23 protein-coding genes are annotated in these 25,099 nt (G+C 59.3%); 13 read left to right on the top strand and 10 right to left on the bottom strand.

Translation table 11 applies throughout. The features are described from left to right. Positions 1 to 41 precede the first annotated feature (41 nt). The 3 genes from KHO07_RS05935 (at position 42) to dctM (ending at position 3,017) form a co-directional block, all read left to right on the top strand. On the top strand, positions 42 to 1,037 hold the full coding sequence (locus tag KHO07_RS05935; protein WP_150733717.1) for a TRAP transporter substrate-binding protein: 996 nt from the start codon (positions 42 to 44) through the stop codon (positions 1,035 to 1,037). Between the two features lie 67 nt (positions 1,038 to 1,104). Then, positions 1,105 to 1,737 (top strand): TRAP transporter small permease, encoded by a 633-nt coding sequence (locus KHO07_RS05930; protein ID WP_212626692.1) that lies wholly within the window; start codon positions 1,105 to 1,107, stop codon positions 1,735 to 1,737. Continuing rightward, complete coding sequence (gene dctM / locus KHO07_RS05925) at positions 1,734 to 3,017, top strand: C4-dicarboxylate TRAP transporter large permease protein DctM (protein WP_150733719.1); 1,284 nt, start codon at positions 1,734 to 1,736, stop codon at positions 3,015 to 3,017. The genes KHO07_RS05930 and dctM overlap by 4 nt, the downstream gene beginning before the upstream one ends. Positions 3,018 to 3,084: 67 nt before the next feature. Here dctM and KHO07_RS05920 read toward each other — a convergent pair whose 3' ends face one another. The 3 genes from KHO07_RS05920 to KHO07_RS05910 form a co-directional block, all read right to left on the bottom strand. Next, positions 3,085 to 3,483: a DUF1850 domain-containing protein gene (locus KHO07_RS05920; RefSeq protein WP_212626691.1), complete on the bottom strand. Its 399-nt coding sequence runs from the start codon at positions 3,481 to 3,483 to the stop codon at positions 3,085 to 3,087. Beyond that, positions 3,480 to 5,507, bottom strand: a complete 2,028-nt coding sequence (locus tag KHO07_RS05915; RefSeq protein WP_212626690.1) for a TRAP transporter permease — start codon at positions 5,505 to 5,507, stop codon at positions 3,480 to 3,482. Before KHO07_RS05915 ends, KHO07_RS05920 begins: the two co-directional genes overlap by 4 nt. An 83-nt stretch (positions 5,508 to 5,590) precedes the next feature. After that, positions 5,591 to 6,544, bottom strand: coding sequence for a TAXI family TRAP transporter solute-binding subunit (locus tag KHO07_RS05910; protein ID WP_150733722.1), 954 nt, complete (start codon positions 6,542 to 6,544; stop codon positions 5,591 to 5,593). Positions 6,545 to 6,871: 327 nt separating this feature from the next. Between KHO07_RS05910 and KHO07_RS05905 the strand changes: the two genes are divergently transcribed. Together KHO07_RS05905 and KHO07_RS05900 are read left to right on the top strand one after the other, a co-directional pair. After that, entirely contained in the window at positions 6,872 to 7,873 is a 1,002-nt protein-coding gene (locus tag KHO07_RS05905) for a MoxR family ATPase (protein WP_212626689.1), read from the top strand. Then, on the top strand, positions 7,870 to 9,201 hold the full coding sequence (locus KHO07_RS05900; RefSeq protein WP_212626688.1) for a DUF58 domain-containing protein: 1,332 nt from the start codon (positions 7,870 to 7,872) through the stop codon (positions 9,199 to 9,201). Before KHO07_RS05905 ends, KHO07_RS05900 begins: the two co-directional genes overlap by 4 nt. Positions 9,202 to 9,221: 20 nt before the next feature. Here KHO07_RS05900 and KHO07_RS05895 read toward each other — a convergent pair whose 3' ends face one another. Together KHO07_RS05895 and KHO07_RS05890 are read right to left on the bottom strand one after the other, a co-directional pair. After that, entirely contained in the window at positions 9,222 to 9,581 is a 360-nt protein-coding gene (locus tag KHO07_RS05895; RefSeq protein ID WP_212626687.1) for a PilZ domain-containing protein, read from the bottom strand. Between the two features lie 246 nt (positions 9,582 to 9,827). Further along, on the bottom strand, positions 9,828 to 10,211 hold the full coding sequence (locus KHO07_RS05890) for a tetratricopeptide repeat protein (protein ID WP_150733726.1): 384 nt from the start codon (positions 10,209 to 10,211) through the stop codon (positions 9,828 to 9,830). A 171-nt stretch (positions 10,212 to 10,382) separates the two neighbouring features. On the opposite strand from KHO07_RS05890, the gene pyk reads away from it, so the two are divergent. Continuing rightward, positions 10,383 to 11,834 (top strand): pyruvate kinase, encoded by a 1,452-nt coding sequence (pyk, locus tag KHO07_RS05885; RefSeq protein ID WP_150733727.1) that lies wholly within the window; start codon positions 10,383 to 10,385, stop codon positions 11,832 to 11,834. 190 nt (positions 11,835 to 12,024) lie between these two features. On the opposite strand, the gene KHO07_RS05880 is transcribed toward pyk, so the two are convergent. The 3 genes from KHO07_RS05880 to KHO07_RS05870 are packed head-to-tail and all read right to left on the bottom strand — an operon-like array spanning position 12,025 to position 14,837. Further along, a complete protein-coding gene (locus KHO07_RS05880; protein WP_212626686.1) occupies positions 12,025 to 12,774 on the bottom strand; it encodes an enoyl-CoA hydratase-related protein in 750 nt (249 codons plus the stop codon). Positions 12,775 to 12,802: 28 nt separating this feature from the next. Further along, positions 12,803 to 13,738, bottom strand: coding sequence for an iron-sulfur-binding ferredoxin reductase (locus KHO07_RS05875; RefSeq protein WP_212626685.1), 936 nt, complete (start codon positions 13,736 to 13,738; stop codon positions 12,803 to 12,805). After that, entirely contained in the window at positions 13,731 to 14,837 is a 1,107-nt protein-coding gene (locus KHO07_RS05870; RefSeq protein ID WP_212626684.1) for a GGDEF domain-containing protein, read from the bottom strand. Before KHO07_RS05870 ends, KHO07_RS05875 begins: the two co-directional genes overlap by 8 nt. A 378-nt stretch (positions 14,838 to 15,215) precedes the next feature. On the opposite strand from KHO07_RS05870, the gene KHO07_RS05865 reads away from it, so the two are divergent. From KHO07_RS05865 to KHO07_RS05840, 6 genes are all read left to right on the top strand, one after another. Next, positions 15,216 to 16,739, top strand: coding sequence for a fumarate hydratase (locus KHO07_RS05865; RefSeq protein ID WP_150733731.1), 1,524 nt, complete (start codon positions 15,216 to 15,218; stop codon positions 16,737 to 16,739). A 156-nt stretch (positions 16,740 to 16,895) separates the two neighbouring features. Then, on the top strand, positions 16,896 to 18,662 hold the full coding sequence (locus KHO07_RS05860; protein ID WP_212626683.1) for an ATP-binding protein: 1,767 nt from the start codon (positions 16,896 to 16,898) through the stop codon (positions 18,660 to 18,662). Next, positions 18,656 to 19,981 carry a sigma-54 dependent transcriptional regulator gene (locus KHO07_RS05855; RefSeq protein ID WP_212626682.1) on the top strand — a complete coding sequence of 442 codons (1,326 nt, stop codon included), beginning with the start codon at positions 18,656 to 18,658 and terminating at the stop codon, positions 19,979 to 19,981. Before KHO07_RS05860 ends, KHO07_RS05855 begins: the two co-directional genes overlap by 7 nt. Before the next feature lie 449 nt (positions 19,982 to 20,430). Then, positions 20,431 to 21,750 carry an MFS transporter gene (locus KHO07_RS05850; protein WP_150733734.1) on the top strand — a complete coding sequence of 440 codons (1,320 nt, stop codon included), beginning with the start codon at positions 20,431 to 20,433 and terminating at the stop codon, positions 21,748 to 21,750. 320 nt (positions 21,751 to 22,070) lie between these two features. Next, entirely contained in the window at positions 22,071 to 22,286 is a 216-nt protein-coding gene (locus KHO07_RS05845) for a hypothetical protein (RefSeq protein WP_150733735.1), read from the top strand. 174 nt (positions 22,287 to 22,460) lie between these two features. After that, entirely contained in the window at positions 22,461 to 23,090 is a 630-nt protein-coding gene (locus KHO07_RS05840; protein ID WP_150733736.1) for a flavin reductase family protein, read from the top strand. Here KHO07_RS05840 and KHO07_RS05835 read toward each other — a convergent pair whose 3' ends face one another. After that, entirely contained in the window at positions 23,091 to 23,321 is a 231-nt protein-coding gene (locus KHO07_RS05835) for a hypothetical protein (RefSeq protein ID WP_075945483.1), read from the bottom strand. Between the two features lie 41 nt (positions 23,322 to 23,362). Then, positions 23,363 to 23,716, bottom strand: a complete 354-nt coding sequence (locus KHO07_RS05830) for an antibiotic biosynthesis monooxygenase family protein (protein ID WP_150703964.1) — start codon at positions 23,714 to 23,716, stop codon at positions 23,363 to 23,365. 339 nt (positions 23,717 to 24,055) lie between these two features. Between KHO07_RS05830 and KHO07_RS05825 the strand changes: the two genes are divergently transcribed. Next, positions 24,056 to 24,985, top strand: a complete 930-nt coding sequence (locus KHO07_RS05825) for an AraC family transcriptional regulator (RefSeq protein ID WP_150733737.1) — start codon at positions 24,056 to 24,058, stop codon at positions 24,983 to 24,985. Positions 24,986 to 25,099 lie beyond the last annotated feature (114 nt).

The raw sequence follows: 25,099 nt of genomic DNA, 5'->3' as shown, positions 1-25,099 counted from the left end.
CATGGAGCTGTACGGAAAACGAAAACAAGAGGAATCCCCCAATGTTTAAACCTATGTGGAAAGCAGTCGCCTGCGCCTTTGCCCTTGTCACCATGAGCACGGCCATGGCTGCAGACCCGGTCATTATAAAATTCTCCCACGTCGTCGCAGAGCAGACACCCAAAGGCCAGGGTGCCCTGCTGTTCAAGAAGCTGGTGGAAGAACGCTTGCCCGGCAAGGTCAAAGTCGAGGTCTACCCCAACTCCTCGTTGTTTGGCGATGGCAAAGAGATGGAGGCCTTACTGCTCGGAGACGTACAGATGATTGCTCCGTCGCTGGCCAAGTTCGAGCACTACACCAAGACCGTTCAACTGTTCGACCTGCCTTTCCTGTTTGATGACATCACCGCTGTTGACCGCTTCCAGCTGAGCCCGCAGGGCCAGGCGTTGCTCAAGTCCATGGAGGACAAAAACATCACTGGACTGGCCTATTGGCACAACGGGATGAAACAACTGTCCGCGAACAAAGCGCTACGAGTGCCCGGTGATGCCCGTGGCCTGAAGTTCCGGGTGCAGGCCTCTGCAGTGCTTGAGGAACAGTTCAAGGTCATACGCGCCAATCCGCGCAAAATGAGCTTCGCCGAGGTTTATCAAGGCTTGCAGACCGGTGTCGTCAACGGCGCGGAGAATCCTTACTCGAACATCTACAGCCAGAAAATGCATGAAGTGCAGAAGTTCATCACCGAATCCAACCACGGCGTACTGGACTACATGCTGATCACCAACACCAAGTTCTGGAACGGTTTGTCGCCGGAGCTTCGCAGCGAGCTGGACAAGATCCTCGTCGAAGTCACCGCCCATGTGAACAAAGAGGCTGAGAAGCTGAACCAGGATGCCAAGCAGAGCATCATCGCGGCCAAAACCACCGAGATCATTATCCTGACGCCTGAGCAACGCGATCAATGGCGTGTCGCGATGAAACCGGTGTGGAAGAAATTTGAAGGCGATATCGGCGCCGAGCTGATCACTGCCGCAGAAGCCGCCAACCAGGCCCAATGATCGGTCGTCGGCAGGTGTTGCCGCCCTGACAGCACCTGCCTGACGTCTGCTACAGGAGATGCCATCCATGAATGCTCTTCGGCGCGTCTGGGAACACTTCGAGGAAGGCTTCATTGTCTTCCTTCTGGCGGCCATGACGTTGGTAACATTCGTCTACGTTGTCCTCAACAACCTCTACACCCTGTTCTACAGCCTCGCCGAGAGCTGGCAAGGCGCCAGCGAATCGCTGTTCGCCATCGGCGACGGGGTCATGGGAATGGCACAGGCCATGACCTGGAGCACCTCAATGACCAAGGCCCTGTTTGGCTGGCTGATTTTTTTCGGATTGTCATATGGCGTGCGCACAGCCGGCCATATCGGCGTTGACGCGCTGGTCAATCTGGCCAGCAAACCGGTGCAACGGTTCATTGGCATCATCGCCTGCCTTTTCTGCCTGACTTATGCCGGATTGCTCAGCATTGGCAGTTTTGGCTGGATCCAGACCCTGATGGAGGCCCAAATAGGCGCCGAAGACCTGGGCCAGTACGGGATCATGCAATGGCACATCGGGTTGATCGTCCCCGTAGGGTTCGCCCTGGTGTTCATCCGGTTTGCTGAAATTCTCGTGCGCATCCTTCAAAAAAGGCAGACCGGCCTTGGCCTGGCTGATGAGGCCGCCGATGCGTTGAAGCTGACTGAACACGAGGATGACAAGTCATGACCATTGCCTTCCTGTTTGTATCACTGTTCGTGCTGATGTTCATCGGCGTTCCCATTGCCATCTCCCTGGGATTGGCGGGCTCACTGACCATTGTTTTTTTCAGTCCTGACTCCGTGCGCTCACTGGCGATCAAACTGTTCGAGACGTCGGAGCACTACACCCTGCTGGCCATCCCGTTCTTTCTGCTCGCGGGGGCCTTCATGACCACCGGTGGCGTCGCTCGGCGGCTGATTGACTTTGCCAATGCCTGCGTCGGCCATATCCGTGGTGGTCTGGCCATCGCTGCCGTGTTGGCGTGCATGTTGTTCGCTGCACTTTCCGGATCGAGCCCGGCCACTGTGGCGGCGGTGGGTTCAATTGCCATTGCCGGCATGGTCCGCTCCGGTTATCCGCAGGCCTTCGGCGCGGGGATCGTCTGTAACGCGGGGACCCTGGGCATCCTGATACCACCCTCGATCGTCATGGTGGTCTACGCGGCCGCGACCGAAACCTCTGTCGGCAAACTGTTCATGGCGGGCGTGTTACCAGGCCTGCTGCTGGGACTGGCGTTGATGGTGGCGATCTACATCGTCGCCGTGAAGAAAAATCTGCCCGCCATGCCGCGCGCGACGTTCCGTGAATGGCTTGGCACGGCACGCAAGGCGATCTGGGGTCTACTGTTGATGTTCATCATCCTGGGAGGTATCTACTCCGGGATGTTCACCCCCACTGAAGCGGCGGCAGTGGCGGCGGTGTACTCGGCCTTCATCGCCTTGTTCGTCTACAAAGACCTGACGTTCCGCGAGACACCAAAAGTCCTGCTGGACTCGGCCAAGCTGAGCATCATGCTGATGTTCATTATTGCCAACGCCATGCTCTTCGCGCACGTTTTGACCACTGAGCAGCTACCGCAACAGATCACCGCGTGGGTGATTGAAGCGGGGCTGACACCGGTAACGTTCCTGCTGGTGGTGAACATTGTGCTGTTGATCGCCGGGGCCTTTATGGAACCCTCGGCCATCATCCTGATCCTGGCACCGATCCTCTTCCCCATCGCCATGAAGCTGGGTATCGATCCGATTCACCTTGGCATCATTATGGTGGTGAATCTGGAGATCGGCTTGATCACGCCGCCCGTGGGTCTGAACCTGTTCGTGACTTCTGCTGTGACGGGTATGACACTGCCGGCAACCATCAGAGCCGCCATGCCCTGGCTAATGATCCTGCTCCTGTTCCTGATCCTGATTACCTACGTGCCCTGGATCTCCCTGGTTTTGCCAAACTGGCTGGGCATGAGTTGACACCTGCCTGTCCGGGTACTGGACGTTCGTATCCGGACAGGGCTTTCACATTTATGCTTGTGGCCACTTATGGTTGCCCTGAGTCCGTCCAGCAACTCCATAGCTCCACGGAGGACGGGTTGCTGACGGGTGGCCCCAGCCACTCGTCCATCTCATGACATTGCTGATCGAAGCATAACTGGTAGTCACCTGCTTGCGGGGAGCGCCCCAGACTCAGAGGCTGCAAGGGCGGCAGCTGACGTTGAAAGTGCCAACTGCCTTTTTCCAACCTGGCCCCTGAGGGAATTTCCATGCCTGCGCCATTTCCCTTGACCCTGGCTTCAGTGAGCACAAGTCCCTGTTCCGAGACACGGTAGTCTTCTTCCCAACGAATTTTTTCGATGGTGTGATTCCAGGCCAGTGTAAAGCTTGAGATTGGGAGTTGGGCCCAGGCGACTCCCGCCAGCCCCAGGCACAAGCCGATCATGCTCTGGCCAGTCCGCCACGGCGAGACCGCCAGACATGCTGAAGTATCAGCAACACACCCAGCACAAAACCGATTTCGTCGGTCAACGGCAGCGCAACAACCAACAAAGCACCTGCCGCGAAACACAATAATCGCTCCCAAACCGGCATCTTCTGTTGCAGATAACCTGTGGACGCCATTCCCCAAAGGCCAACGGCCAACATCGTCTTGACCAACATATAGGCAGTCATCCACAAATTGTCGCCTTGCATCATCAGCGCAGGGTTGTAGACCGCCATGAACGGAATGACAAAGCCGGCCAGAGCAATACGAACCGCCCACAGACTGATCTTGAATCCTGTTTCCTTGGCGATGGGCGCTGCGGCAAAGCATGCCAAGGCAACCGGTGGAGTAAGGTCTGCAAGAATTCCGAAATAGAAAACGAACATGTGCGACACGATCAGCGGTACACCCAACTCCAACAGCGCGGGTGCTGCAATCGAACTGGTGATGATGTAGTTGGGAATCGTCGGGATACCCATACCCAACACCAGGCAGGTGACCATCGTCAGTATCAGTGACAACAACAGGTTATCCCTGCCTATGGCCAGTATGTAACCGGCGAAGGTCGAGGCTATGCCCGTCAATGACACTACGCCGATGATGATTCCCACCAGCGCGCAAGCAATCCCGACCGGCACCGCATGACGAGCACCTTCGACCAGGGCATGCAGGCAAATACTCAGGGTTTCCCGGCCTCCCTGAATGAACCAGCAGATGACCACCAACGTGGCGATCACCGCAAAGATCACGCCGATACCCAACTGGAAAAAACCGACACAGAGGACACCCAGCGCGATCCAGAACGCACACCGCAACGCGAAACTGGACACCCGAAGAATGATTGCCGAACCGAGAATAACGATGGCTGTCAGCGCCAGGCCCACCATTCCGGAGAACAGCGGAGTACGTCCGGAAAACAGCAGGTAGACCAGGACAAAAAGCGGAATCAGTAAATACCAGCTTTCCTTTACTGCTCCCCATGCACTGGGACATTGGTCTTTGGGTAGCCCTTTAAGGTCGGAGCGTTTTGCCTCAAGGTGAACCATCCAGAACACCGAACCGAAATACAGGATGGCTGGAATTAACGCCGCTTTGGCGATCTCTACGAACGGGACATTAATTGTTTCCGCCATAATGAAGGCCACAGCTCCCATCACGGGTGGCATCAGCTGGCTGCCCATGCTCGAAGTCGCCTCTACGCCGCCAGCAAATGCTGCCTTGTAGCCGAAGCGCTTCATCAATGGAATCGTGAACTGTCCTGTCGTGACAACGTTGGCAATGCCGGAACCTGTAATCGTCCCCATCAAAGCCGATGACGCGACCGATACTTTTGCCGGCCCCCCGAGTTTGTGGCCAAACAGTCCCATCGCGAAGTCAGTGAACAATTTGATCATGCCCGCCTGTTCGAGAAAGGAACCGAACAAAATGAACAGGAAAATATAGGTAGCGGAAACGTAAGTGGGTGTCCCGTAGAGACCTTCGGTGCCGAATGACAACTGGTTGACGATTTGGTCGAATCCGTAGCCTCGATGTGCCAGGTCGCCTGGCAGGTATTCACCCAATAAACCGTATGCCAAAAACAGTCCACAGATGACGGGCAATGCGATACCCATCACCCGACGAGCCGCCTCGAACACCAATACGATCAACACCAGCCCAACCACCATGTCTGCCGATGTCAGGTCACCTGAACGCTGGATCAAATCCGCCTCGAAGAACCATTGATACAAGGCAGTGGTAATCCCGGCGAGGCTCAATATCCAGGCCAACGGCTGCCAGGGACGTGCTCTGCCATACGCCGGGAAACTCAGAAACACTACCCACAGCAGGAAACCAACGTGCACCGCGCGCAGCACCTGGCTGGAAACCGGTGCAAACGCAGCGGTGACAATCTGGAAAACTGAAAACAACAACGCCACGTAGAACAGCGTCTTAGGCCAGTCGCGCGGGTTGGCGGCGATGCCATGAAGATCTTCGCTCATTGGGTACCTGCCTCAAAACTGCATAGAAAGGTTTGAGCCGCTCTATCGCGCTAGCGACCATCCCCCGCGGAGCTTTTTTTGAATCAAAGCGCTCCAGCTTCCTTGTAGTAGCGCTCGGCGCCGGGGTGAAGTGGAATGGGCAGATTCCTGGCAGCGTTTTGCAACTTGATGTCCTTGGCGGCTGAGTGAGAATTACCCAGGCGAGTGAGGTTTTCGAACATCAGTTTGGTCATCTGATAAGCAACGTCATCCGGAATGTCCTCGCGTGTCACCAAGATATTGGTGATCGCCACCGTAGGCACTGGTTCGGGCTGTCCGTCATAGGTATTGGCGGGTATTTGTGCAGGCTGATACGCGGCATTGCCGATTTTCGAAACCACGTCAGCAGGGATGGAGACGTAGTTCAATGGCATGGTTGAGGAAAGGTCGCGGATGGCCGCCATTCCTAACCCCGAGGACTGAAGCGTGGCATCTAACTGACGGTTTTTGATCAGCTCGACCGACTCTGCAAAGGGCAGGTATTGGACTTTGCTCATATCTTCATACGTCAGTCCCGCAGCTTTGAAGATCGCACGTGCATTCAGCTCTGTACCGGACTTCGGGGCGCCGACGGAGATAGTTTTCCCCTTCAGATCCGCCAAGGTTTTGATGCCGGATTCTTTGTTCGCAACAATTTGAATGTAATTCGGATAGGCTCCTGCAATGGCTCGCAACTTTGTCAGCGGGGCCTTGAATCCGGCATCCTCCACGCCATTTTTTGCATCAGCCACAGAGTCCCCCAGCGCCAGAGCGAGCTCCCCACGACCCGCTTGTAAAAGGTTGAGATTTTCCACCGAGGCCTTGGTCGCCTGGACAGACGTCTTCGCCCCCGGGATCCCATCGCCGTATATCTGTGACAGCCCAACCCCAATGGGGTAATAAACCCCGCTGGTACCGCCTGTCAGGATATTTATGAACACAGGTGCGGCGTTAGCTGCGCACGAGACTGTCAACGCAGCGGTGGCCGCAAAGAGGCTAAAGCGCTTGTTTATTCGCATGAAAAACTCTCCGTCTTGTTATGGCTGTATGCAGAGTCTTTCTACTGTAGTCGAAACCAACGCCATGAGTGGGGAGCTGAGTCAGCCTGTTAACCACATTGAAGACGCCTGAAGTCTCAAACTCACATCAGGTAGGCTAATACCTCCAAAAGACCGGCAACACATTCTCCAGCGCTCAAATAACGGACGCCATAGGATTGCAATGATGTAACTTGGCAGCCACTCACTCGTGCCACGTGAAAAAATCATGGAAAAAGTTAAACAAGGTAAGTGACTGATTTTATGGAAAATAAACCGAATGCAACCGTTAGCAAGGCGGCAGAAGTCGTGAGCGAACCGATCGAGCCCGATGCACCCAGCCATGCCGCGCAACAACGGCAACGCGCCAGCCAGTTGGCTCAGGCAATTCGCGTCGAACTGCGAAAAGCCGTGATCGGCCAGGACAGCGTGATCGACGATGTGCTCACGGCGTTGATTGCCGGTGGTCACGTGCTGCTCGAAGGTGTGCCCGGGCTGGGCAAGACCTTGCTGGTGCGAGCGCTGGCGCGTTGTTTCGGGGGTGAATTTGCGCGCATCCAGTTCACCCCGGACCTGATGCCCAGCGACGTTACCGGGCATGCGGTGTACGACCTTCAGACCGAGCAATTCAAACTGCGCAAAGGGCCGCTGTTCACCCACCTGCTGCTGGCCGACGAGATCAACCGCGCACCGGCGAAAACCCAGGCGGCGTTGCTCGAAGCCATGCAGGAGCGGCAAGTCACCCTTGAAGGTCGCGCCCTGCCGATTGCCCAACCGTTCATGGTGCTCGCCACGCAAAACCCCATCGAACAGGAAGGCACTTACCCGCTGCCGGAAGCCGAGCTGGATCGCTTCATGCTCAAGGTACGCATGGACTACCCTGACGCCGAGCAGGAATTGAACATGGTGCGTCAGGTCAGCCGATCGACCCGTGCCGACATGCTCGATGTGCAACCGCTGCGCACAGTGCTCCAAGCCAAGGATGTACTGGCCTTGCAACGCATCGCCAGCGACTTGCCGCTGGATGAGCAAGTGCTCGACTACGCCGTCCGTTTGGCCCGTACCACCCGCAGCTGGCCGGGCCTGACCCTCGGCGCCGGGCCTCGGGCCTCCATTGCGCTGGTGCGTTGCGCCAGGGCGCGGGCGTTGTTGCGCGGTGGCGAGTTCGTCATTCCGGATGACATAAAAGGCTGCGCCCTGGCGGTGCTGCGCCATCGCGTGCGCATCGCCCCGGAGCTGGATATCGAGGGACTTGAAGTCGATCAGGTGTTGCGCCAACTGCTCGACCAAGTGCCGGCGCCGCGCTTGTGAAACCCACCCGCCTGCTATTGCTCTGGCTGGGTGTTTTGCTGGCCATCGGCATCGTGCTGGGCGCGTTGCAGGCGCTGGACGTTGCGTTGCCGACGTATGTGTCGCGGATCAACTGGGGCTTGTTGCTGGCGCTATTGGCCCTCGCATTGCTCGACGCCATCCGCCTCAAACGACTGCCCTCCCCACGCGTTTCACGACAGATGCCCGGCAGCCTGGCGATTGGTCGCTGGAGCGACGTGCGCCTGACGGTCGAACATGACTTCGCCCAACCGCTGGACATTCAGGTGTTCGACCACGTGCCGCCAGGCCTGAGCTTCGAAAGCCTGCCGCTGACGCTGACCCTGCAACCCGGCCAGCAAAGCTTTATGGCTTATCGGCTACGCCCGCTCAATCGCGGTCACTTCAGTTTTGAACACTGCGAAGTCAACCTGCCCGGCCCGTTGGGCCTCTGGTCAGACAAACGCTTGCTGAGCCTGACCGATGACACCCGCGTCTACCCCGACTTCGCCCGCCTCTATGGCGGTCAGTTATTGGCTGTGGACAACTGGCTGAGCCAGCTCGGCGTGCGCCAGCGGCAACGCCGGGGCCTGGGGCTGGAGTTTCATCAGTTGCGCGAGTTTCGCGAGGGCGACAGCCTGCGCCAGATCGACTGGAAAGCCACTGCTCGACAACGCACACCAATAGCCCGGGAGTATCAGGACGAGCGCGACCAACAGATCATCTTCATGCTCGACTGCGGTCGCCGCATGCGCAGTCAGGATGACGAGCTTTCGCACTTCGATCACGCGCTCAATGCCTGCCTGCTGCTGAGTTATGTCGCATTGCGCCAGGGTGACGCGGTCGGTCTCAGTACGTTTGCCAGCGACACATCGCGCTACCTCGCGCCGGTGAAAGGCACCGGGCAACTCAACACCCTGCTCAATACCGTTTATGACCTCAACAGCAGCCAGCGTGCCGCCGACTATCAAGCCGCCGCCACGCAACTGTTGGCACGGCAAAAACGCCGGGCCCTGGTGGTGCTGATGACCAATCTGCGCGATGAGGACGATGAAGAACTGCTGACGGCCGCCAAGCGCCTGGGTCAACAGCACCGAGTGCTGATTGCCAGCCTGCGCGAAGACCTGCTCGATAACCTGCGGGAAACACCGGTGCAGACCTTGCCCGAGGCATTGGCTTACTGCGGCACGGTGAATTATTTGAATGCACGGGCCGAACTCCATGAGCGGTTGAGCGCTCATGGAGTGCCGGTGCTGGATGCGCGACCAGGGGAATTGGGCACGCAGTTGGTCACGCAGTATTTAAGCTGGAAGCGTGGCGGCAGTGTTTAAGATAAGAAGACCGCAGCCTCTCAGGCCGAAGCCGGCAACGGCAGAAAACTGAAATACTGCTTCAACGCCTCCACCAGTTGCCCATACTCAGGCGGCGCCCGCTGCAGGCTGAACCCGGCGTCATAATGGTGAGGGGTCGCGTCTTCGTGGCACCACAGGCAACACGCCCGCAGGTCAATGACCTGTTGGCAGCGGTCGCCGACGGGAATCTTCAGGCGCAAATCGAAGTCAGCACCGATCATCATCGGCAACTGACTGATAAGCATCAGCCCGTCTTCGGAGACATTGCCCAGAAATCCGATGGGCTTGTCTGTAATGCTGTTGAACACTTTCAGAAAATACGGCAGTTGATGCCGCTCGATCCGGCGGTCAGTGAACATGCTGAATTCGCTACGCAAGGCCCTTAAGCAGGGCCGCACTAATGCTTCGGAACGGACCTGCCCGCAGTTGCTGAAATGGCAAAGCGGCCCGCTCTCCCCGATCCTGGTGCGACAGTCCGTGAACCGCTGTCGCTTACTCCTGCCGATCACAGGTGTTACGACGGTTTAGAAACAACGCTCTAATACCGGTCTATTCGACTATAGCTCACCACCACCGGTCGGCCAGCTATTGGATGACAACCTGCATCAGAACCGCGTCGGGCGCACCGCCGCGGCACTGCGTGTCGGGTAATGGCCCAGGCTCTGCAATGTTTCCAGGCGGGCGCGGGCACGGTAGGCGTATTCGCTTTGCGGATACGAGGCGATGATGAATTGATAGGTCTGGGCCGCGTCGATAAACATCTTCTGCCGTTCCAGGCACTGGCCGCGCATCATCGATACCTCCGGCCACACATAAGGCCGCGCCCGACTGGCGCGCTCGACCTTGGACAACTCGAGCATCACTTGTTCGCAATTGCCCCGGTCGTAAGCACTGTAGGCAAGATTCAAATGATGGTTCATCGAGAAACGGGTGCAGCCCGTGACACTGAGGACACTGATGGCAAGGGCGGCAATGAGCACGAATCGCATGGGGGATCTCCTGTCTTGAACGCTGTATCGACCCGTCAGCGGAAATCTTCAGGCAGCCTGGCGCAAAGTTGTTCGGTTCAATAAAGAAAGCGATAAGTAGTGCAAACGAACAATGACTACAACTGCGGAGCATAGTAGCCTCACTCAGCGCTTGAACTCAGGAGTCTTTGCATGTCCGTCCGTCGTACCAAAATCGTCGCCACCCTTGGCCCGGCCAGTAACTCGCCGGAAGTTCTCGAACAGCTGATTCTGGCTGGCCTGGACGTCGCCCGTCTGAACTTCTCCCACGGCACCCCCGACGAGCACAAGGCTCGCGCCAAGCTGGTGCGTGACCTGGCTGCCAAGCACGGTCGCTTCGTCGCCCTGCTGGGTGACCTGCAAGGCCCGAAAATCCGTATCGCCAAATTCGCCAACAAGAAGATCGAGCTGAAGATCGGTGATCAATTCACCTTCTCCACCAGCCATCCTCTGACCGAAGGCAACCAGCAAGTGGTCGGCATCGACTATCCGGACCTGGTCAAGGACTGCGGCGTGGGCGACGAGCTGCTGCTCGACGACGGCCGCGTGGTCATGCGCGTCGATACCGCCACGGCTACCGAGCTGAACTGCACCGTGACCATCGGCGGCCCGCTGTCCGACCACAAAGGCATCAACCGTCGCGGTGGCGGCCTGACCGCTCCGGCCCTGACTGAAAAAGACAAGGCTGACATCAAGCTTGCTGCGGAAATGGAAGTCGACTACCTCGCGGTGTCTTTCCCGCGTGACGCCGCCGACATGGAATACGCCCGTCAACTGCGCGACGAAGCCGGCGGTACCGCCTGGCTGGTGGCGAAGATCGAACGCGCCGAAGCCGTGGCCGACGACGAAACCCTCGACGGCCTGATCAAGGCATCCGACGCCGTGATGGTGGCCCGTGGTGACCTGGGTGTGGAAATCGGCGACGCCGAGCTGGTGGGCATTCAGAAGAAAATCATTCTGCACGCACGCCGCCACAACAAGGCTGTGATCGTCGCGACCCAGATGATGGAGTCGATGATCCAGAACCCGATGCCGACTCGCGCCGAAGTGTCCGACGTCGCCAACGCCGTGCTCGACTACACCGACGCCGTGATGTTGTCGGCTGAAAGTGCTGCCGGTTTGTACCCGCTGGAAGCCGTGCAAGCGATGGCGCGCATCTGCGTCGGCGCTGAAAAGCACCCGACCAGCAAGACTTCCAGCCACCGCATCGGCAAGGAATTCACCCGCTGCGACGAGAGCATTGCTCTGGCGACCATGTACACCGCCAACCACTTCCCGGGCGTGAAAGCGATCATCGCGTTGACCGAAAGCGGCTACACCCCGCTGATCATGTCGCGCATCCGTTCCTCGGTGCCGATCTACGCGTTCACCCCGCACCGTGAAGCCCAGGCCCGCGCGGCGATGTTCCGTGGCGTGTACACCATCCCGTTCGACCCGGCTTCGCTGGCACCGAACGAAGTCAGCCAGAAAGCGATCGACGAGCTGGTCAAGCGCGGCGTCGTACAGAAAGGCGACTGGGTCATCCTGACCAAGGGCGACAGCTACCACACCACCGGCGGTACCAACGGCATGAAGATCCTGCACGTTGGCGACCCGATGGTCTGAGTGACCGAACGCTGAAAAAACAAAAGCCCCGCCATGTGAATGGCGGGGCTTTTTGTTTTCTGATCCAACAGGTGTGTCGTCTGATCTGGCCCCATCGCCGGCAAGCCAGCTCCCACAGGTTTTGTGAACACCACATACTACTGTGGGAGCGGGCTTGCCCGCGATGAGGCCCGTACAGGCGACGCTCATCTCAATGCCTGTTGATAAACCCTGCCAACGCCGCCATCGCTTCCGGCGAACGCAGCCGTTGGGTAAACAACGCACCCTCTTCTTCTATAACCTTGCGCAGCAGCTCCCGATCCGGCGCCCGCATCAACTGCTTGCTGATGCGCACCGCTTGCGGCGGCAGCGATTCGAAACGCAACGCCATCTCCCGCGCCTTGGCCAACGCCTCTTCGCCACTGCCCAAGGCTTCGGATGCAATGCCCCACGCAGCCGCCTGTTCACCATTGAATCCCTCACCGAGCAGCAACAACTCAGACGCTTTCGCATGCCCAAGCAACCGCGGCAAAATCAGGCTCGAGCCGAACTCCGGGCACAATCCCAGGTTGACGAACGGCATGCGCAACCGCGCATCGCGGCTGACATACACCAAATCGCAATGCAGCAGCATCGTCGTGCCAATGCCCACCGCCGCACCGGCCACGGCGGCCACTACCGGTTTGCGGCATTCGAGCAGGTTGAGCATGAAATGGAACACCGGGCTGTCGAAGTTGCCCGGCGGTTGCTGGATGAAGTCAGCGATGTCGTTGCCGGCAGTGAAACACTCACTGGAGCCGGTGATCAGTACCGCATTGATTTCAGGGTCGCTGTCGGCCTGTTTCAACGCTTCGGCCAGGTGGCTGTACATGGCGCGGGTCAGGGCGTTTTTCTTGTCGGGGCGATTGAGGCGCAGGGTCAGCAGGCCGCGTTCGCGTTCAATCTGGATGGCATCAGTCATGGTCGGTCTCGCGTCTGAAAATCAGCGCTCAACCACGGGGCAGGAACACATCGGCCAGCAGTTGATTGCGCGGCAGTCCCGCCAGGTAAAGACGCCGGGCAAAGGCGTCGACGCTGTCGGGGGCTCCGCAGAGTAAGGCCAGGGTTTGCCGGGAAACAAGCCGCAGTTGCGCCAAAGCCGCGGGTAACTCGGCCGGGGTCCAGAGCTCGATGCTCAGGTTCGCACGGCTGGCCGCCATGGCTTGCAGGGGCTTGGCCAGATAATGCTCGTCAGCATCATGGGCCAAGTGAATGACGCGTATCTGGCCTTGGTGATCCTGACGCAAAGCCTCACGCAACACACCGAACAACGGCGCCAGTCCGGTGCCGGCGGCCATTAGCCACAGCGGCCGAGCGTGCCAGTCGGGATCGTAATGCAACGCCCCGCCTCGCAACTCGCCGAGGCGCAGCGGATCGCCGATCTTCAACTGACGGGCCGCATCACTGAACTCACCGGGCTCGCGACAATCGAGGTGAAACTCGAGAAAGCGGTCATCCTCGGGCAGACTGGCCAGGGAATAAGGCCGCGCCACGTTCCCCGCCCACAACACCAGGTGCTGGCCGGCCCCGTAGCGCAACGGCCGCTGTGGAGTCAGGCGCAGGCGCAACACACTGGGGCTCAACCAGTCGACCGCCGCGACCTCGGCCGGACGCCCATCCTGCTGCGGGTCGAAGGTGTGCACCTGCAAGTCCTCGACCACCTGACACTGGCACGCCAGACGCCAGCCTTGCTGGCGTTGCTCCGCGCTTAAAGCATCGGGGCGGCTGTCGCTCGGCAGTCCTTGCACGCACTGCACCAGGCACGCATGACAACTGCCGGCGCGACAGCTATAGGGTACTGCCACGCCGTTCTGATTCAGTGCATCCAGCAGATTGCTGCCTGCAACAACTGGCCATTGGCGATCACCGACGCGTAACTCAGGCATCGACGTTTTCCCACGCCGCCGCGCAACGGTTACGACCGTCACGCTTGGCCCGATAAAGCGCCTGATCGGCTCGCTGCAAGGCGTCGTCGAGGTCGTCGCCGAGCTCAAGCAACGTCATGCCGGCCGACAGGCTGAGACCGCCGACATTCAGGCCAAGCAATTGGACATCGGTAAACGCAACGCGCAGCCGTTCACAGCACGAGGTCAGACTGTCGGCATCGCAATCGGGCAACAGCACCACGAACTCTTCGCCGCCATAGCGGGCCAGAACGTCGCCGTCGCGCAAGCAGGCCGTGGCCACACCGGCAAAGGCTTGCAGCACCTGATCGCCCGCGGCATGGCCATGCAGATCGTTGATTCGTTTGAAGTGATCCAGGTCGATCAATGCCAGGCCATGCATGACGCCGGCGTCCATGGTATTGAGTTCACGGGAGGCCAGGCGCAGGAAATGCCGGCGGTTGAACAGGCCGGTCAGTTCATCGGTGGCGACGAGGTCTTCGAGCTGGCGCATCATCCCGCGCAGCGTGTCCTGATGCGCCTGCAAGGCAAAGCGTCGCTGGCGCATACGGTGTCGCGAAGCCTGGACAAAACCGGCATACAGCACCAGCCAGACCAGCACGATCAACAACACGCACACCTGCAACGCCGACAGCGCCGGGTTGTCCAGCTGCATGTGGTAGCCCTCCCACAGCGTGATGGCGCTGAAACTGAAGAACACCAGCAAGGCACAGCGCACAAATGAGCGACGGGACAGGTGAAACAGCCCGAACAGCAGGATCAAGACATAAAAAACCAGGAACGCTCCACGAGCGTCGTCCAGGTGGGCGATCAACCAGGTTTGCCAGCCCAGCCCCAACAGCACCTGGACCTCAGTGAGGCTGGGATCGGCGAAGCGCAGGTTGCAGCCGCTGTAAAACACCGCGAACAACGTGGCCTGGCTGATCACCACCAGTGCGCTGCCGATGGCGACGCTTGTCAGCGATTGCTGATAGTGCCCGGTAAAAAACGCCAGCCACAACAACAGCAAAGCCAAGGCATAGGTGCCGGCTGCGAGGGCAAAACGTTTGAGCAACAGTCGCTGGATGGCGTTATGGGTCAATCGTTGACTCACCGAATGAAGGAGACTGACAGAGCGTCCTACTCTACAGGCCGTGTGCCACTTTAGTGGTGCGGCCGATAAATGACCATTCAATTTTCGGACCGGATAACTGGCGTCAAATACATGGCCCGAATACACGCCCCCAAAATCATCGTGCTTTGACTGCTAGCTTCAAGCTAGCAGCGTGTAACTGCTTCTATGCGACCAAGGTTTGACCACGGGCGCGTGTGCCCGCCAGCTAGGCGCGGTATACTGCCGCGCCTTTTTAGCGTCGCGCCAGCAGCCCCGGCGTGCCTTGAAAGGTGCTTGCAACCGACCGATACACCCAAGCTGCAAGCACCTTATTGAATGTTCCCGTCTTTTAGAGGAGCGCGACTCATGACCGTGATCAAGCAAGACGACCTGATTCAGAGCGTTGCCGACGCCCTGCAGTTCATTTCTTATTACCACCCCGTGGATTTCATCCAGGCGATGCACGAAGCCTACCTGCGCGAAGAATCGCCAGCGGCCCGCGATTCGATGGCTCAGATCCTGATCAACTCGCGCATGTGCGCCACCGGCCACCGCCCGATCTGCCAGGACACCGGCATCGTGACCGTGTTTGTCCGCGTGGGCATGGACGTGCGTTGGGATGGCGCCACCATGGGCCTGGACGACATGATCAACGAAGGCGTTCGTCGCGCCTACAACCTGCCGGAAAACGTCCTGCGTGCTTCGATCCTCGCCGACCCGGCGGGCGCTCGTAAAAACACCAAAGACAACACCCCGGCCGTGATCCACTACTCCATCGTTCCGGGTAACACCGTGGAAGTGGATGTGGCGGCCAAGGGCGGCGGTTCCGAGAACAAGTCGAAAATGGCCATGCTCAACCCGTCCGACTCGATCGTCGACTGGGTGCTCAAGACCGTTCCGACCATGGGCGCCGGCTGGTGCCCACCGGGCATGCTCGGCATCGGCATCGGCGGCACCGCCGAGAAAGCCGCCGTGATGGCCAAGGAAGTGTTGATGGAATCCATCGACATCCACGAACTGAAAGCCCGTGGCCCACAGAACCGCATCGAAGAAATGCGTCTGGAGCTGTTCGAGAAGGTCAACCAGCTGGGCATCGGCGCCCAGGGCCTCGGTGGCCTGACCACCGTGCTCGACGTGAAGATCATGGATTACCCGACCCACGCCGCTTCGTTGCCGGTGTGCATGATCCCGAACTGCGCCGCCACCCGTCACGCGCACTTCGTGCTCGACGGCTCCGGCCCGGCCTCGCTGGAAGCGCCACCGCTGGACGCCTACCCGGAAATCGTCTGGGAAGCAGGTCCGTCGGCCCGTCGCGTCAACCTCGACACGCTGACCCCGGAAGAAGTGCAGAGCTGGAAGCCGGGCGAAACTGTCCTGCTTAACGGCAAAATGCTGACCGGTCGCGACGCCGCGCACAAGCGCATGGTCGAGATGCTGAACAAGGGCGAAACCCTGCCGGTGGACCTGAAAGGTCGCTTCATCTATTACGTCGGCCCGGTTGATCCGGTGCGCGAAGAAGTGGTTGGCCCGGCTGGCCCGACCACCGCGACGCGGATGGACAAGTTCACCCGTCAGATCCTCGAGCAGACTGGTTTGCTGGGCATGATCGGCAAATCCGAGCGCGGCCCGACCGCCATCGAAGCGATCAAGGACCACAAAGCCGTTTACCTGATGGCAGTCGGCGGCGCGGCTTATCTGGTGGCGCAAGCGATCAAGAAATCCCGCGTGGTGGCTTTCGCCGAACTGGGCATGGAAGCGATCTACGAGTTCGACGTGAAAGACATGCCAGTGACTGTTGCGGTCGACAGCAAGGGCGAGTCGGTACACATCACCGGTCCTGCCATCTGGCAGCAAAAGATCAGTGAAAGCCTGGCGGTAGAAGTGCAGTAAGCGCTTCGACTGACCGAAAAAGGCGACGGGGATTACCCTCTGTCGCCTTTTTTATTGCCTACGCACGCCCCCTCTTGCAGAGTGAGTCGGCTCGCGCCTGCAAGGGGCGACCCATGTTAATGTGCGCCCCCACCGTTTCCTTGTGTAATGCCCAGCATGTTCGAGTTATCCCGCCCCTTGCGCCTGACGGTCTATACCGTTGTCATCATTGCTGGCGCCACGCTCGTTGCCACCTTGGCCATGCGCCACACCGTACGCCAATCCATGGTCGAAGACGCGGCCCGGGCTAACCAGCAATTGGCGCTGTACGCCACGTCCCTGCATACCCTGATCGAACGTTACCGCGCCCTGCCCTCGGTGCTGGCGCTGGACCCGCAATTGCGCGATGCCCTCAAAGGCCCGGTGAGCCCCGAGCAGCAGGATCTGCTGAACCGTAAACTGGAAAAGATCAACGGTGCTGCCGACTCCTCGACCCTGGAACTGCTCGATCGCACCGGCCTCGCCGTGGCAGCCAGCAACTGGCGGTTGCCCAGCAGTTACGTCGGCCACAATTACGGTTTCCGCCCTTACTTCAGCCAGACCCGCACCCAAGGCACCGGGCGTTTTTATGCCGTGGGCGTGACCAGCGGCATACCGGGCTACTTCCTGTCCAGCGCCGTGACCAACGACGATGGCCAGTTTCTCGGCGCCATGGTGGTCAAACTGGAGTTTCCCGAACTGGAACGCGAATGGCGTCAGGGCAGCGACACGCTGCTGGTCAGCGACGCACGCGGGATCATCTTCATCGCCAATCAACCGGGTTGGCGCTATCGTCATTTGCAGCCGCTGAGCGCCAGCGATCACGCCGAACTCAAGGCGACCCGGCAGTACGACAAGCAGCCGCTGACGCCACTGGAACACCAACCGCTGCGCCATTTCGACGACAACAGTGCCCTGACGCGGGTCAATGGCCCGGACGGCCGTGCCGATTACCTGTGGGAATCGCTGCCGCTGGCCGCCGAAGGCTGGACGTTGCACCTGCTGCGCCGTCCGCAGGTCGCCTTCGAAGACAGCCGCAACGCCGCACTCGCCGCTGCCGGGCTGTGGCTGACGCTGGTGTTCCTGCTGCTGTTTCTCAACCAGCGCTGGCGCCTGGCGAAGATTCGCCAACGCAGTCGCGAAGAACTTGAACAACTGGTGGAAGAACGCACCCGCGATTTGCGCACCGCCCAGGAAGGCCTGGTGCAATCCGCCAAGCTGGCCGCACTCGGTCAGATGTCGGCGGCGTTGGCCCATGAAATCAATCAGCCGCTGACGGCACAGCGCATGCAACTGGCCACCCTGCGCCTGCTGCTTGATCATGGTCGCGTCGATGAAGCGTATCAGGCGCTCAAACCGGTGGACGACATGCTGACGCGCATGGCAGCCCTCACCGGGCACCTGAAAACCTTCGCCCGCAAAAGCCCCAGCGGCCTGCGCGAACGCCTGGACCTGGCGGCGGTGGTTGACCAGTCTTTGCAACTGCTCGACACCCGTCTGCGCGACGAGCAAGTCAGCACCGTGCTGCACATGACTCGCCCGGCATGGGTGCGCGGGGATGCCATTCGCCTCGAGCAAGTGTTGATCAACCTGCTGCGCAACGCCCTGGATGCGATGCAGGATAAACCCTGCAAACGCCTGGAAATCCGCCTGCAGGCTGATGAACAATTGTGGCGACTGAGCGTCATCGACAACGGCAGCGGCATCGCCGAAGAAAACCTGCCCAAGGTGTTCGACCCGTTTTTCACCACCAAACCGGTGGGCGACGGGCTGGGCATCGGCCTGGCAGTTTCATTCGCCATCGTCCACGAATCGGGCGGGCGTTTGAGCGCGGATAATCACGGCAATGGCGCGGTGTTCACGATGACCCTGCCGATCGACCTGGAGGCCCATGGCTCATGCTGAATTCTGTGATGGTGGTCGACGACGAAAGCAGCATCCGCAGCGCCGTCGAGCAATGGCTGAGCCTCTCGGGTTTTGAGGTGCAGCTGTTCAGCCGCGCCGATGAATGCCTGGCGCAGTTGCCGAAGCATTTTGCCGGGGTGATTCTCAGCGACGTGCGCATGCCCGGAATGAGCGGCCTGGAACTGCTGGCCGAAGTGCAACGTCGCGACGCCGACTTGCCGGTGATCCTGCTGACCGGCCACGGTGATGTGCCGATGGCCGTCGATGCCATGCGTGATGGAGCCTACGACTTTCTCGAAAAACCCTTCAGCCCGGAAACCTTGCTCGGCAGCTTGCGCCGGGCGCTGGACAAGCGCCGGCTGGTCCTGGAAAACCGCGCCCTGCATGAGCAAGCGGACAACCGCGCCAAACTCGACACCACCCTGCTCGGGGTGTCCCGTGGTTTGCAAACCCTGCGGCGGCAGGTGCTGGATCTGGCGGCATTGCCAGTCAACGTCTTGATCCGCGGCGAAACCGGCAGCGGCAAGGAGCTGGTCGCCCGCTGCCTGCACGACTTCGGGCCACGCGCCGACAAACCCTTTGTCGCGTTGAACTGCGCAGCCATCCCCGAGCAACTGTTCGAGGCCGAACTGTTCGGCCATGAAAGCGGCGCATTCACCGGCGCCCAGGGCAAGCGCATCGGCAAGCTCGAATACGCCGACGGCGGCACATTGTTCCTCGATGAAATCGAAAGCATGCCGCTGGCGCAGCAGGTGAAACTGCTGCGCGTGTTGCAGGAGCAGAAGCTTGAGCGCCTGGGTTCCAATCAAAGCATTCGTGTAGATTTGCGCATCATCGCCGCGACCAAACCGGATCTGCTCGACGAAGCGCGGGCCGGGCGTTTTCGCGAGGACCTGGCCTATCGATTGAACGTCGCCGAATTGCGTCTGCCACCGTTGCGCGAACGCCGTGAAGACATTCCGTTGCTGTTCGAATTCTTTGCCCAGAACGCCGCCGAACGCCTGGGACGCAAATTTCCGCCGCTGAGCGGCGCGCAATTAAGTCACCTGCTGAGCCACGACTGGCCGGGCAATGTGCGCGAACTGGCGAACGTCGCCGAGCGTCAGGTATTGGGGCTTGGCGAGCCGGAACCGATGGGCATCGAACCAGGCCAGTCACTGGCGGCGCAGCAGGAGGCGTTTGAAGCGCAATGCCTGCGTGCAGCGCTGACCCGGCATAAAGGCGACGTGAAAGCGGTGCTTGAAGAACTGCAACTGCCGCGTCGGACCTTCAATGAAAAGATGCAGCGGCATGGGTTGAGCAGAGAGATGTTCCTCTAGCGTCCGGATGGGCCACATCGCTGGCAAGCCAGCTCCCACAATGTCCGAGATGCACGCAGAAAGTTGTGCACCACACAGACCTGTAGGAGCTGGCCAGCCAGCCCTCACAGTGTCCGAGATGTATGCAGAAAGTCGTGTACAACACACAAACTGTGGGACCTGGCAAGCCAGCCTTCACAGTGTCCAAGATGCATGCAGAATGTTGTGCACGACACGGAAACTGTGGGAGCTGGCTTGCCAGCGATGAGGCCAGAGCAGGCACTGTAAATTCACCAGCCCCATCAGCAATTTTCCGCTCACCCCCAACAAAACATGAGCGGATTTCCGCTCACCAATCATCCCTACCCCCTCTAAACCGCCCCTCTCCCCGTTGGCACAGCTCCTGCTATAGCCCCCGCAGGCTGCGTTTAATCGCACTCCACAAAAACAATTAAACGAAGGATCCTTCAATGGATAACTCCAACGCCCTGCCCCTTGGGTCGGCTGCCATGCCGGCTAAAGAAAGAACCACCAGAAGTCGCATCAAGTCGATCTTCAGCGGCTCGGTCGGCAACATGGTCGAGTGGTATGACTGGTACGTCTATGCCGCTTTCTCCCTGTACTTCGCCAAGACCTTTTTCCCCAAAGGCGACACCACCGCACAACTGCTGAACACCGCCGCGATCTTCGCCGTGGGCTTCCTGATGCGTCCGATCGGCGGCTGGCTGATGGGTTTGTACGCCGACAAAGTCGGGCGTAAAAAAGCCCTGATGGCCTCGGTTTACCTGATGTGCTTCGGCTCGCTGCTGATCGCCCTGAGCCCAAGCTACGAAACCATCGGCATCGGCGCACCGATCCTGCTGGTGTTCGCGCGCTTGCTGCAAGGTCTGTCGGTCGGTGGCGAGTACGGCACCTCTGCCACTTACCTCAGCGAGATGGCCACCAAGGAACGCCGTGGCTTCTTCTCCAGCTTCCAATACGTGACTCTGATTTCCGGCCAGCTCATAGCGCTGGGCGTGCTGATCGTCCTGCAGAACCTGCTGACCACCGAAGAGCTGTACGCCTGGGGCTGGCGTATTCCGTTCGCCATCGGCGCGTTGTGTGCCGTGGTCGCGCTGTACCTGCGTCGCGGCATGGAAGAAACCGAGTCGTTCACCAAGAAGGAAAAGGCCAAGGAAAGCGCGATGCGCACCTTGATGCGCCATCCGAAGGAACTGATGACCGTGGTCGGCCTGACCATGGGTGGCACCCTGGCGTTCTACACCTACACCACTTACATGCAGAAATACCTGGTGAACACCGTCGGCATGAGCATCTCCGACTCCACCACCATTTCCGCCGCCACACTGTTCCTGTTCATGTGCCTGCAACCCATCGTCGGCGGGCTGTCGGATAAAATCGGTCGCCGGCCAATCCTGATCGCCTTCGGCATTCTGGGCACGCTGTTCACCGTGCCGATCCTCACCACCCTGCACACCATCACCACCTGGTGGGGCGCGTTCTTCCTGATCATGGCGGCGCTGATCATTGTCAGCGGCTACACCTCGATCAACGCGGTGGTGAAAGCCGAGCTGTTCCCGACTGAAATCCGCGCCCTGGGCGTTGGCCTGCCGTACGCCCTGACCGTTTCGATCTTCGGCGGCACCGCCGAATACATCGCACTGTGGTTCAAGAGCATTGGCATGGAAACCGGTTACTACTGGTACGTCACCGCGTGCATCGCCGTGTCGTTGCTGGTGTACATCACCATGAAAGACACCCGCAAGCATTCGCGGATCGTCACGGACTAAGCCCGGACGCGTAACAGCCAAGGGGCAGACCGTCGAGGTCTGCCCCTTTTTTATTGGGCTCGAGCGCTGGGTGAAAAATCCTTCACTCCCGAAGAAGGCCGATTAATCACGAGTTAATGCTCGCCTTCCATCCTGTACATGTCCGATTCGATTAACTGCGATGCGCGCTCTCAGACCCTGAAAGTGAAAATGTCTGCCGGCCTTAATATCAATTTAATCGATTGTTACTAGCATTATTTTGCGCTTTTTAATCAGTTTAATTGGCGTAGCATGAAACCCATGCCAAGACACAAGACGCCAAAGAACCTGGAGAAATGAAGATGAAAACCAAACTGTTCCTCGCCATCGCCCTGTCCGTACTGGCCGCCAACACCTTCGCCGCCGACGGTTTCGATCGCACCGGCTCCGCTGTTGCAGCGGACGGTTATGACCGCACAGGTTCCGCCACTGTCGCTGAAGACGGCTACGACCGCACCGGCGGCGCCACTGTCGCTGAAGATGGCTACGACCGTACCGGCGGCGCTTCCGTCAGCTGATCCGTTCAAGCGGCACCAGAGCCCGGCTTCGGCCGGGCTTAGTCATTTCTGGAGCACCACAAAACTCCAGGCACACCAAACAGCCCTGCATGGGCACTTGGTCTGACTGGCAATCAGCGGCGCGGCCTTGCACTATTGTCGATATTCACAAGCAGCCTTCAGGAAAACTGGCCCATGCCCGACGACATCCACTATTACGAACCCGCCAACGGCCACGGCCTGCCCCACGATCCGTTCAATGCGATCGTCGGCCCCCGCCCCATCGGCTGGATTTCTTCGCAGGATGCCGACGGGCGCTTGAATCTGGCGCCGTACAGCTTTTTCAACGCCTTCAACTACATTCCGCCGATCATTGGGTTTTCCAGCGTCGGGCGCAAAGACAGCCTGAACAACATCGAACAGACCGGCGAGTTCGCCTGGAACCTGGCCACCCGGCCATTGGCCGAACAGATGAACCAGAGCTGCGCCATGGTCGAGCCGCACGTCGATGAATTCGAATTGTCCGGCCTGACTCCCGTGGCGTCGAAAATCATTCAGGTGCCACGGGTTGCCGAAAGCCCGGTGTCCTTCGAATGCAAGGTCACGCAGATCATTCAGTTGCAGCGCGCGGACGGAAATGTGGTGCCGAGCTGGCTGATCCTCGGCGAAGTGGTCGCCGTGCATATCGCCAAATGGCTGTTGAAGGATGGGGTGTACGACACCGCCGCGGCAGAACCGATCCTGCGCGGCGGCGGGCCAGCGGATTACTTTCAGCTGGGACCTGAGGCATTGTTCAAGATGTACCGCCCGGGAGCGGTGAAGTAACTACCAGATCAGCTCGCCGTCTTCGCCAACACCCTTGAGATGGGTCAGTTGCAGGGCGGCGGCTTCGTCCGCTTCTTTGGCGGTCTTGAAGGTCTGCTCTTCCAGCAGTTTGTTGAAACGAGGTGCACCGGCGCCGCCAATGGCTTTGGTGGCGATTGCCGCGTAATACCCGCCTTCACGGGGGATTACGGCCGATACTGCTTCAAAGGTTTCAAAGGCTTTGCGTGCCATGTCGCGCATCCTGGCTGGTTGAGAATGCAGCCATTAAACCCTCAACCGGCCAGTTTGTGTACTGCTGCTCCGGACTGACGCAGGGCCTGCGCCTCCGACACATCCTTGAAAGTGTGAAAATCCAGACTGTTGACCACCAGTTCCTGCACCAGCTCGGCGAAAATCTCCATGGCCGGGGTACTGAAGTACGCGGTCATCGCCTGTTGATTGCTCCAGAAACCGGACACCAGCCACAGCTCTGGATCGCATTGCGAGTGTTGCAAGGCAAAGTTCAGGCAGCCAGGCGCTGCGCGAGACGGTTCGATCAACGCGCTCAGGCGCAAACCAAGTTCTTGTGAACGCCCGGCGCGCGCTCGAACGAAAGCCATATGACTGACGGGGATTTGCTTGGACATGGTTCAACCCTCCCGGGGAGTCGAGTGGCAGCCATGGGACGGGCTGCGACAGGATCAAAGGTTAAGGGCCATGGCGCGTATGTCGTTAGTCGATTTCTGCCGTCGCGTTGCACAATCCTGCGAAAGTGCATGGGCTGCCTGTAACAATATGTAAATCCCTGGCTGCGTTCTGCCAGACCAGTTTCAAGCAAGTTTGGCGCTCTACGTTCTGACTTACCGGGGCGACAAAACAACCCCGTGCAGAATCAGGCAAGCATTCGACAGGATGTATCTACCGCTCAAGCTTGCACAAACATATGCTTTGCCCCATCACTCCTGCCCCTGCCGAGGATGCCTTGCATGTCGTCACTCGATCATTTTCAAGCCCCGCTGGACACCGACATGGAGAAGCAGCGCGCGGAACTGGCGGCGATCATTCGTCGCAACACCGCCGAAGATGGCAGTTATGCCACCGCCGTCGATTCGCTATTCATGTCGCGCCACAGCCAGAACCACGAGTTCGCCCCGGTGCTTGCGCAACCGGCGCTGTGCATCATGGCTCAGGGCCGCAAAGAAGTGCGGCTGGCTGACGAGTACTTCAATTACGATCCGCTGAATTACCTGGTGGTCTCGGTCTCGATGCCGCTCAGCGGTCGAGTGGTGAATGTCTCGGCCGAGGAGCCGATCCTGGCCGTACGGCTGGACATCGACCCGGCAGAAATCAGCGCACTGATTGCCGATGCTGGCCCGATCGGCGTGCCGACTCGCCCGACCGGACGCGGGTTGTATGTCGAGCGACTCGACACCGCGATGCTCGATGCCGTGCTGCGTCTGGCACGATTGCTCGACACACCGAAAGACATCACCATGCTCGCGCCGCTGATTCGTCGGGAAATTCTCTATCGGCTGTTGCGCAGCCAGCAGGGCCATCGGCTGTACGAAATTGCCATTGCCAACAGTCAGAGCCATCGCATCAGCCAGGCGATCAAGTGGCTCAATGGCAACTATGAACAGCCATTGCGCATCGATGACCTGGCCAAGGAAGTGAATTTGAGCGTGTCGACGCTGCATCACCGCTTCAAGGCGATGACCGCGATGAGTCCGTTGCAGTATCAAAAGCAGCTGCGCCTGCAAGAGGCGCGGCGCTTGATGTTGGCCGAAGGATTGGAAGCTTCGGCGGCGGGGTATCGCGTCGGCTATGAAAGCCCCTCGCAGTTCAGCCGCGAGTACAGCCGGTTGTTCGGGGCGCCGCCAGTGCGGGATCTGGCGCGGTTGCGGTTGTCAGTTTGATCCAGAGTTTGTGTGGGTTGTGCCGGCCTCATCGCTGGCAAGCCAGCTCCCACAAAGATAATTGGTGGCCACAACATTGTATGAACACCGCCGAACCCTGTGGGAGCTGGCTTG

The sequence above is a fragment of the Pseudomonas sp. PP3 genome (assembly GCF_905336995.1).
Classification (GTDB): Bacteria; Pseudomonadota; Gammaproteobacteria; order Pseudomonadales; family Pseudomonadaceae; genus Aquipseudomonas; species Aquipseudomonas reinekei.
The sequence above is the reverse complement of the archived record's forward strand: the minus strand, read 5'-3'. Positions and strand labels throughout refer to the sequence as shown.

What these genes read in the sequence shown, in the direction of transcription:
- KHO07_RS05845 (WP_150733735.1), top strand. Translation starts at nt 22,071, where the DNA reads ATGAAAACCAAACTGTTCCTCGCCATCGCCCTGTCCGTACTGGCCGCC.
- KHO07_RS05840 (WP_150733736.1), top strand. Translation starts at nt 22,461, where the DNA reads ATGCCCGACGACATCCACTATTACGAACCCGCCAACGGCCACGGCCTG.
- KHO07_RS05920 (WP_212626691.1), bottom strand. Translation starts at nt 3,483, where the DNA reads ATGATCGGCTTGTGCCTGGGGCTGGCGGGAGTCGCCTGGGCCCAACTC.
- KHO07_RS05830 (WP_150703964.1), bottom strand. Translation starts at nt 23,716, where the DNA reads ATGTCCAAGCAAATCCCCGTCAGTCATATGGCTTTCGTTCGAGCGCGC.
- KHO07_RS05910 (WP_150733722.1), bottom strand. Translation starts at nt 6,544, where the DNA reads ATGCGAATAAACAAGCGCTTTAGCCTCTTTGCGGCCACCGCTGCGTTG.
- KHO07_RS05915 (WP_212626690.1), bottom strand. Translation starts at nt 5,507, where the DNA reads ATGAGCGAAGATCTTCATGGCATCGCCGCCAACCCGCGCGACTGGCCT.
- KHO07_RS05880 (WP_212626686.1), bottom strand. Translation starts at nt 12,774, where the DNA reads ATGACTGATGCCATCCAGATTGAACGCGAACGCGGCCTGCTGACCCTG.
- KHO07_RS05875 (WP_212626685.1), bottom strand. Translation starts at nt 13,738, where the DNA reads ATGCCTGAGTTACGCGTCGGTGATCGCCAATGGCCAGTTGTTGCAGGC.
- KHO07_RS05850 (WP_150733734.1), top strand. Translation starts at nt 20,431, where the DNA reads ATGGATAACTCCAACGCCCTGCCCCTTGGGTCGGCTGCCATGCCGGCT.
- KHO07_RS05895 (WP_212626687.1), bottom strand. Translation starts at nt 9,581, where the DNA reads ATGTTCACTGACCGCCGGATCGAGCGGCATCAACTGCCGTATTTTCTG.
- KHO07_RS05935 (WP_150733717.1), top strand. Translation starts at nt 42, where the DNA reads ATGTTTAAACCTATGTGGAAAGCAGTCGCCTGCGCCTTTGCCCTTGTC.
- KHO07_RS05825 (WP_150733737.1), top strand. Translation starts at nt 24,056, where the DNA reads ATGTCGTCACTCGATCATTTTCAAGCCCCGCTGGACACCGACATGGAG.
- dctM (WP_150733719.1), top strand. Translation starts at nt 1,734, where the DNA reads ATGACCATTGCCTTCCTGTTTGTATCACTGTTCGTGCTGATGTTCATC.
- KHO07_RS05930 (WP_212626692.1), top strand. Translation starts at nt 1,105, where the DNA reads ATGAATGCTCTTCGGCGCGTCTGGGAACACTTCGAGGAAGGCTTCATT.
- KHO07_RS05860 (WP_212626683.1), top strand. Translation starts at nt 16,896, where the DNA reads ATGTTCGAGTTATCCCGCCCCTTGCGCCTGACGGTCTATACCGTTGTC.
- KHO07_RS05890 (WP_150733726.1), bottom strand. Translation starts at nt 10,211, where the DNA reads ATGCGATTCGTGCTCATTGCCGCCCTTGCCATCAGTGTCCTCAGTGTC.
- KHO07_RS05865 (WP_150733731.1), top strand. Translation starts at nt 15,216, where the DNA reads ATGACCGTGATCAAGCAAGACGACCTGATTCAGAGCGTTGCCGACGCC.
- KHO07_RS05855 (WP_212626682.1), top strand. Translation starts at nt 18,656, where the DNA reads ATGCTGAATTCTGTGATGGTGGTCGACGACGAAAGCAGCATCCGCAGC.
- pyk (WP_150733727.1), top strand. Translation starts at nt 10,383, where the DNA reads ATGTCCGTCCGTCGTACCAAAATCGTCGCCACCCTTGGCCCGGCCAGT.
- KHO07_RS05835 (WP_075945483.1), bottom strand. Translation starts at nt 23,321, where the DNA reads ATGGCACGCAAAGCCTTTGAAACCTTTGAAGCAGTATCGGCCGTAATC.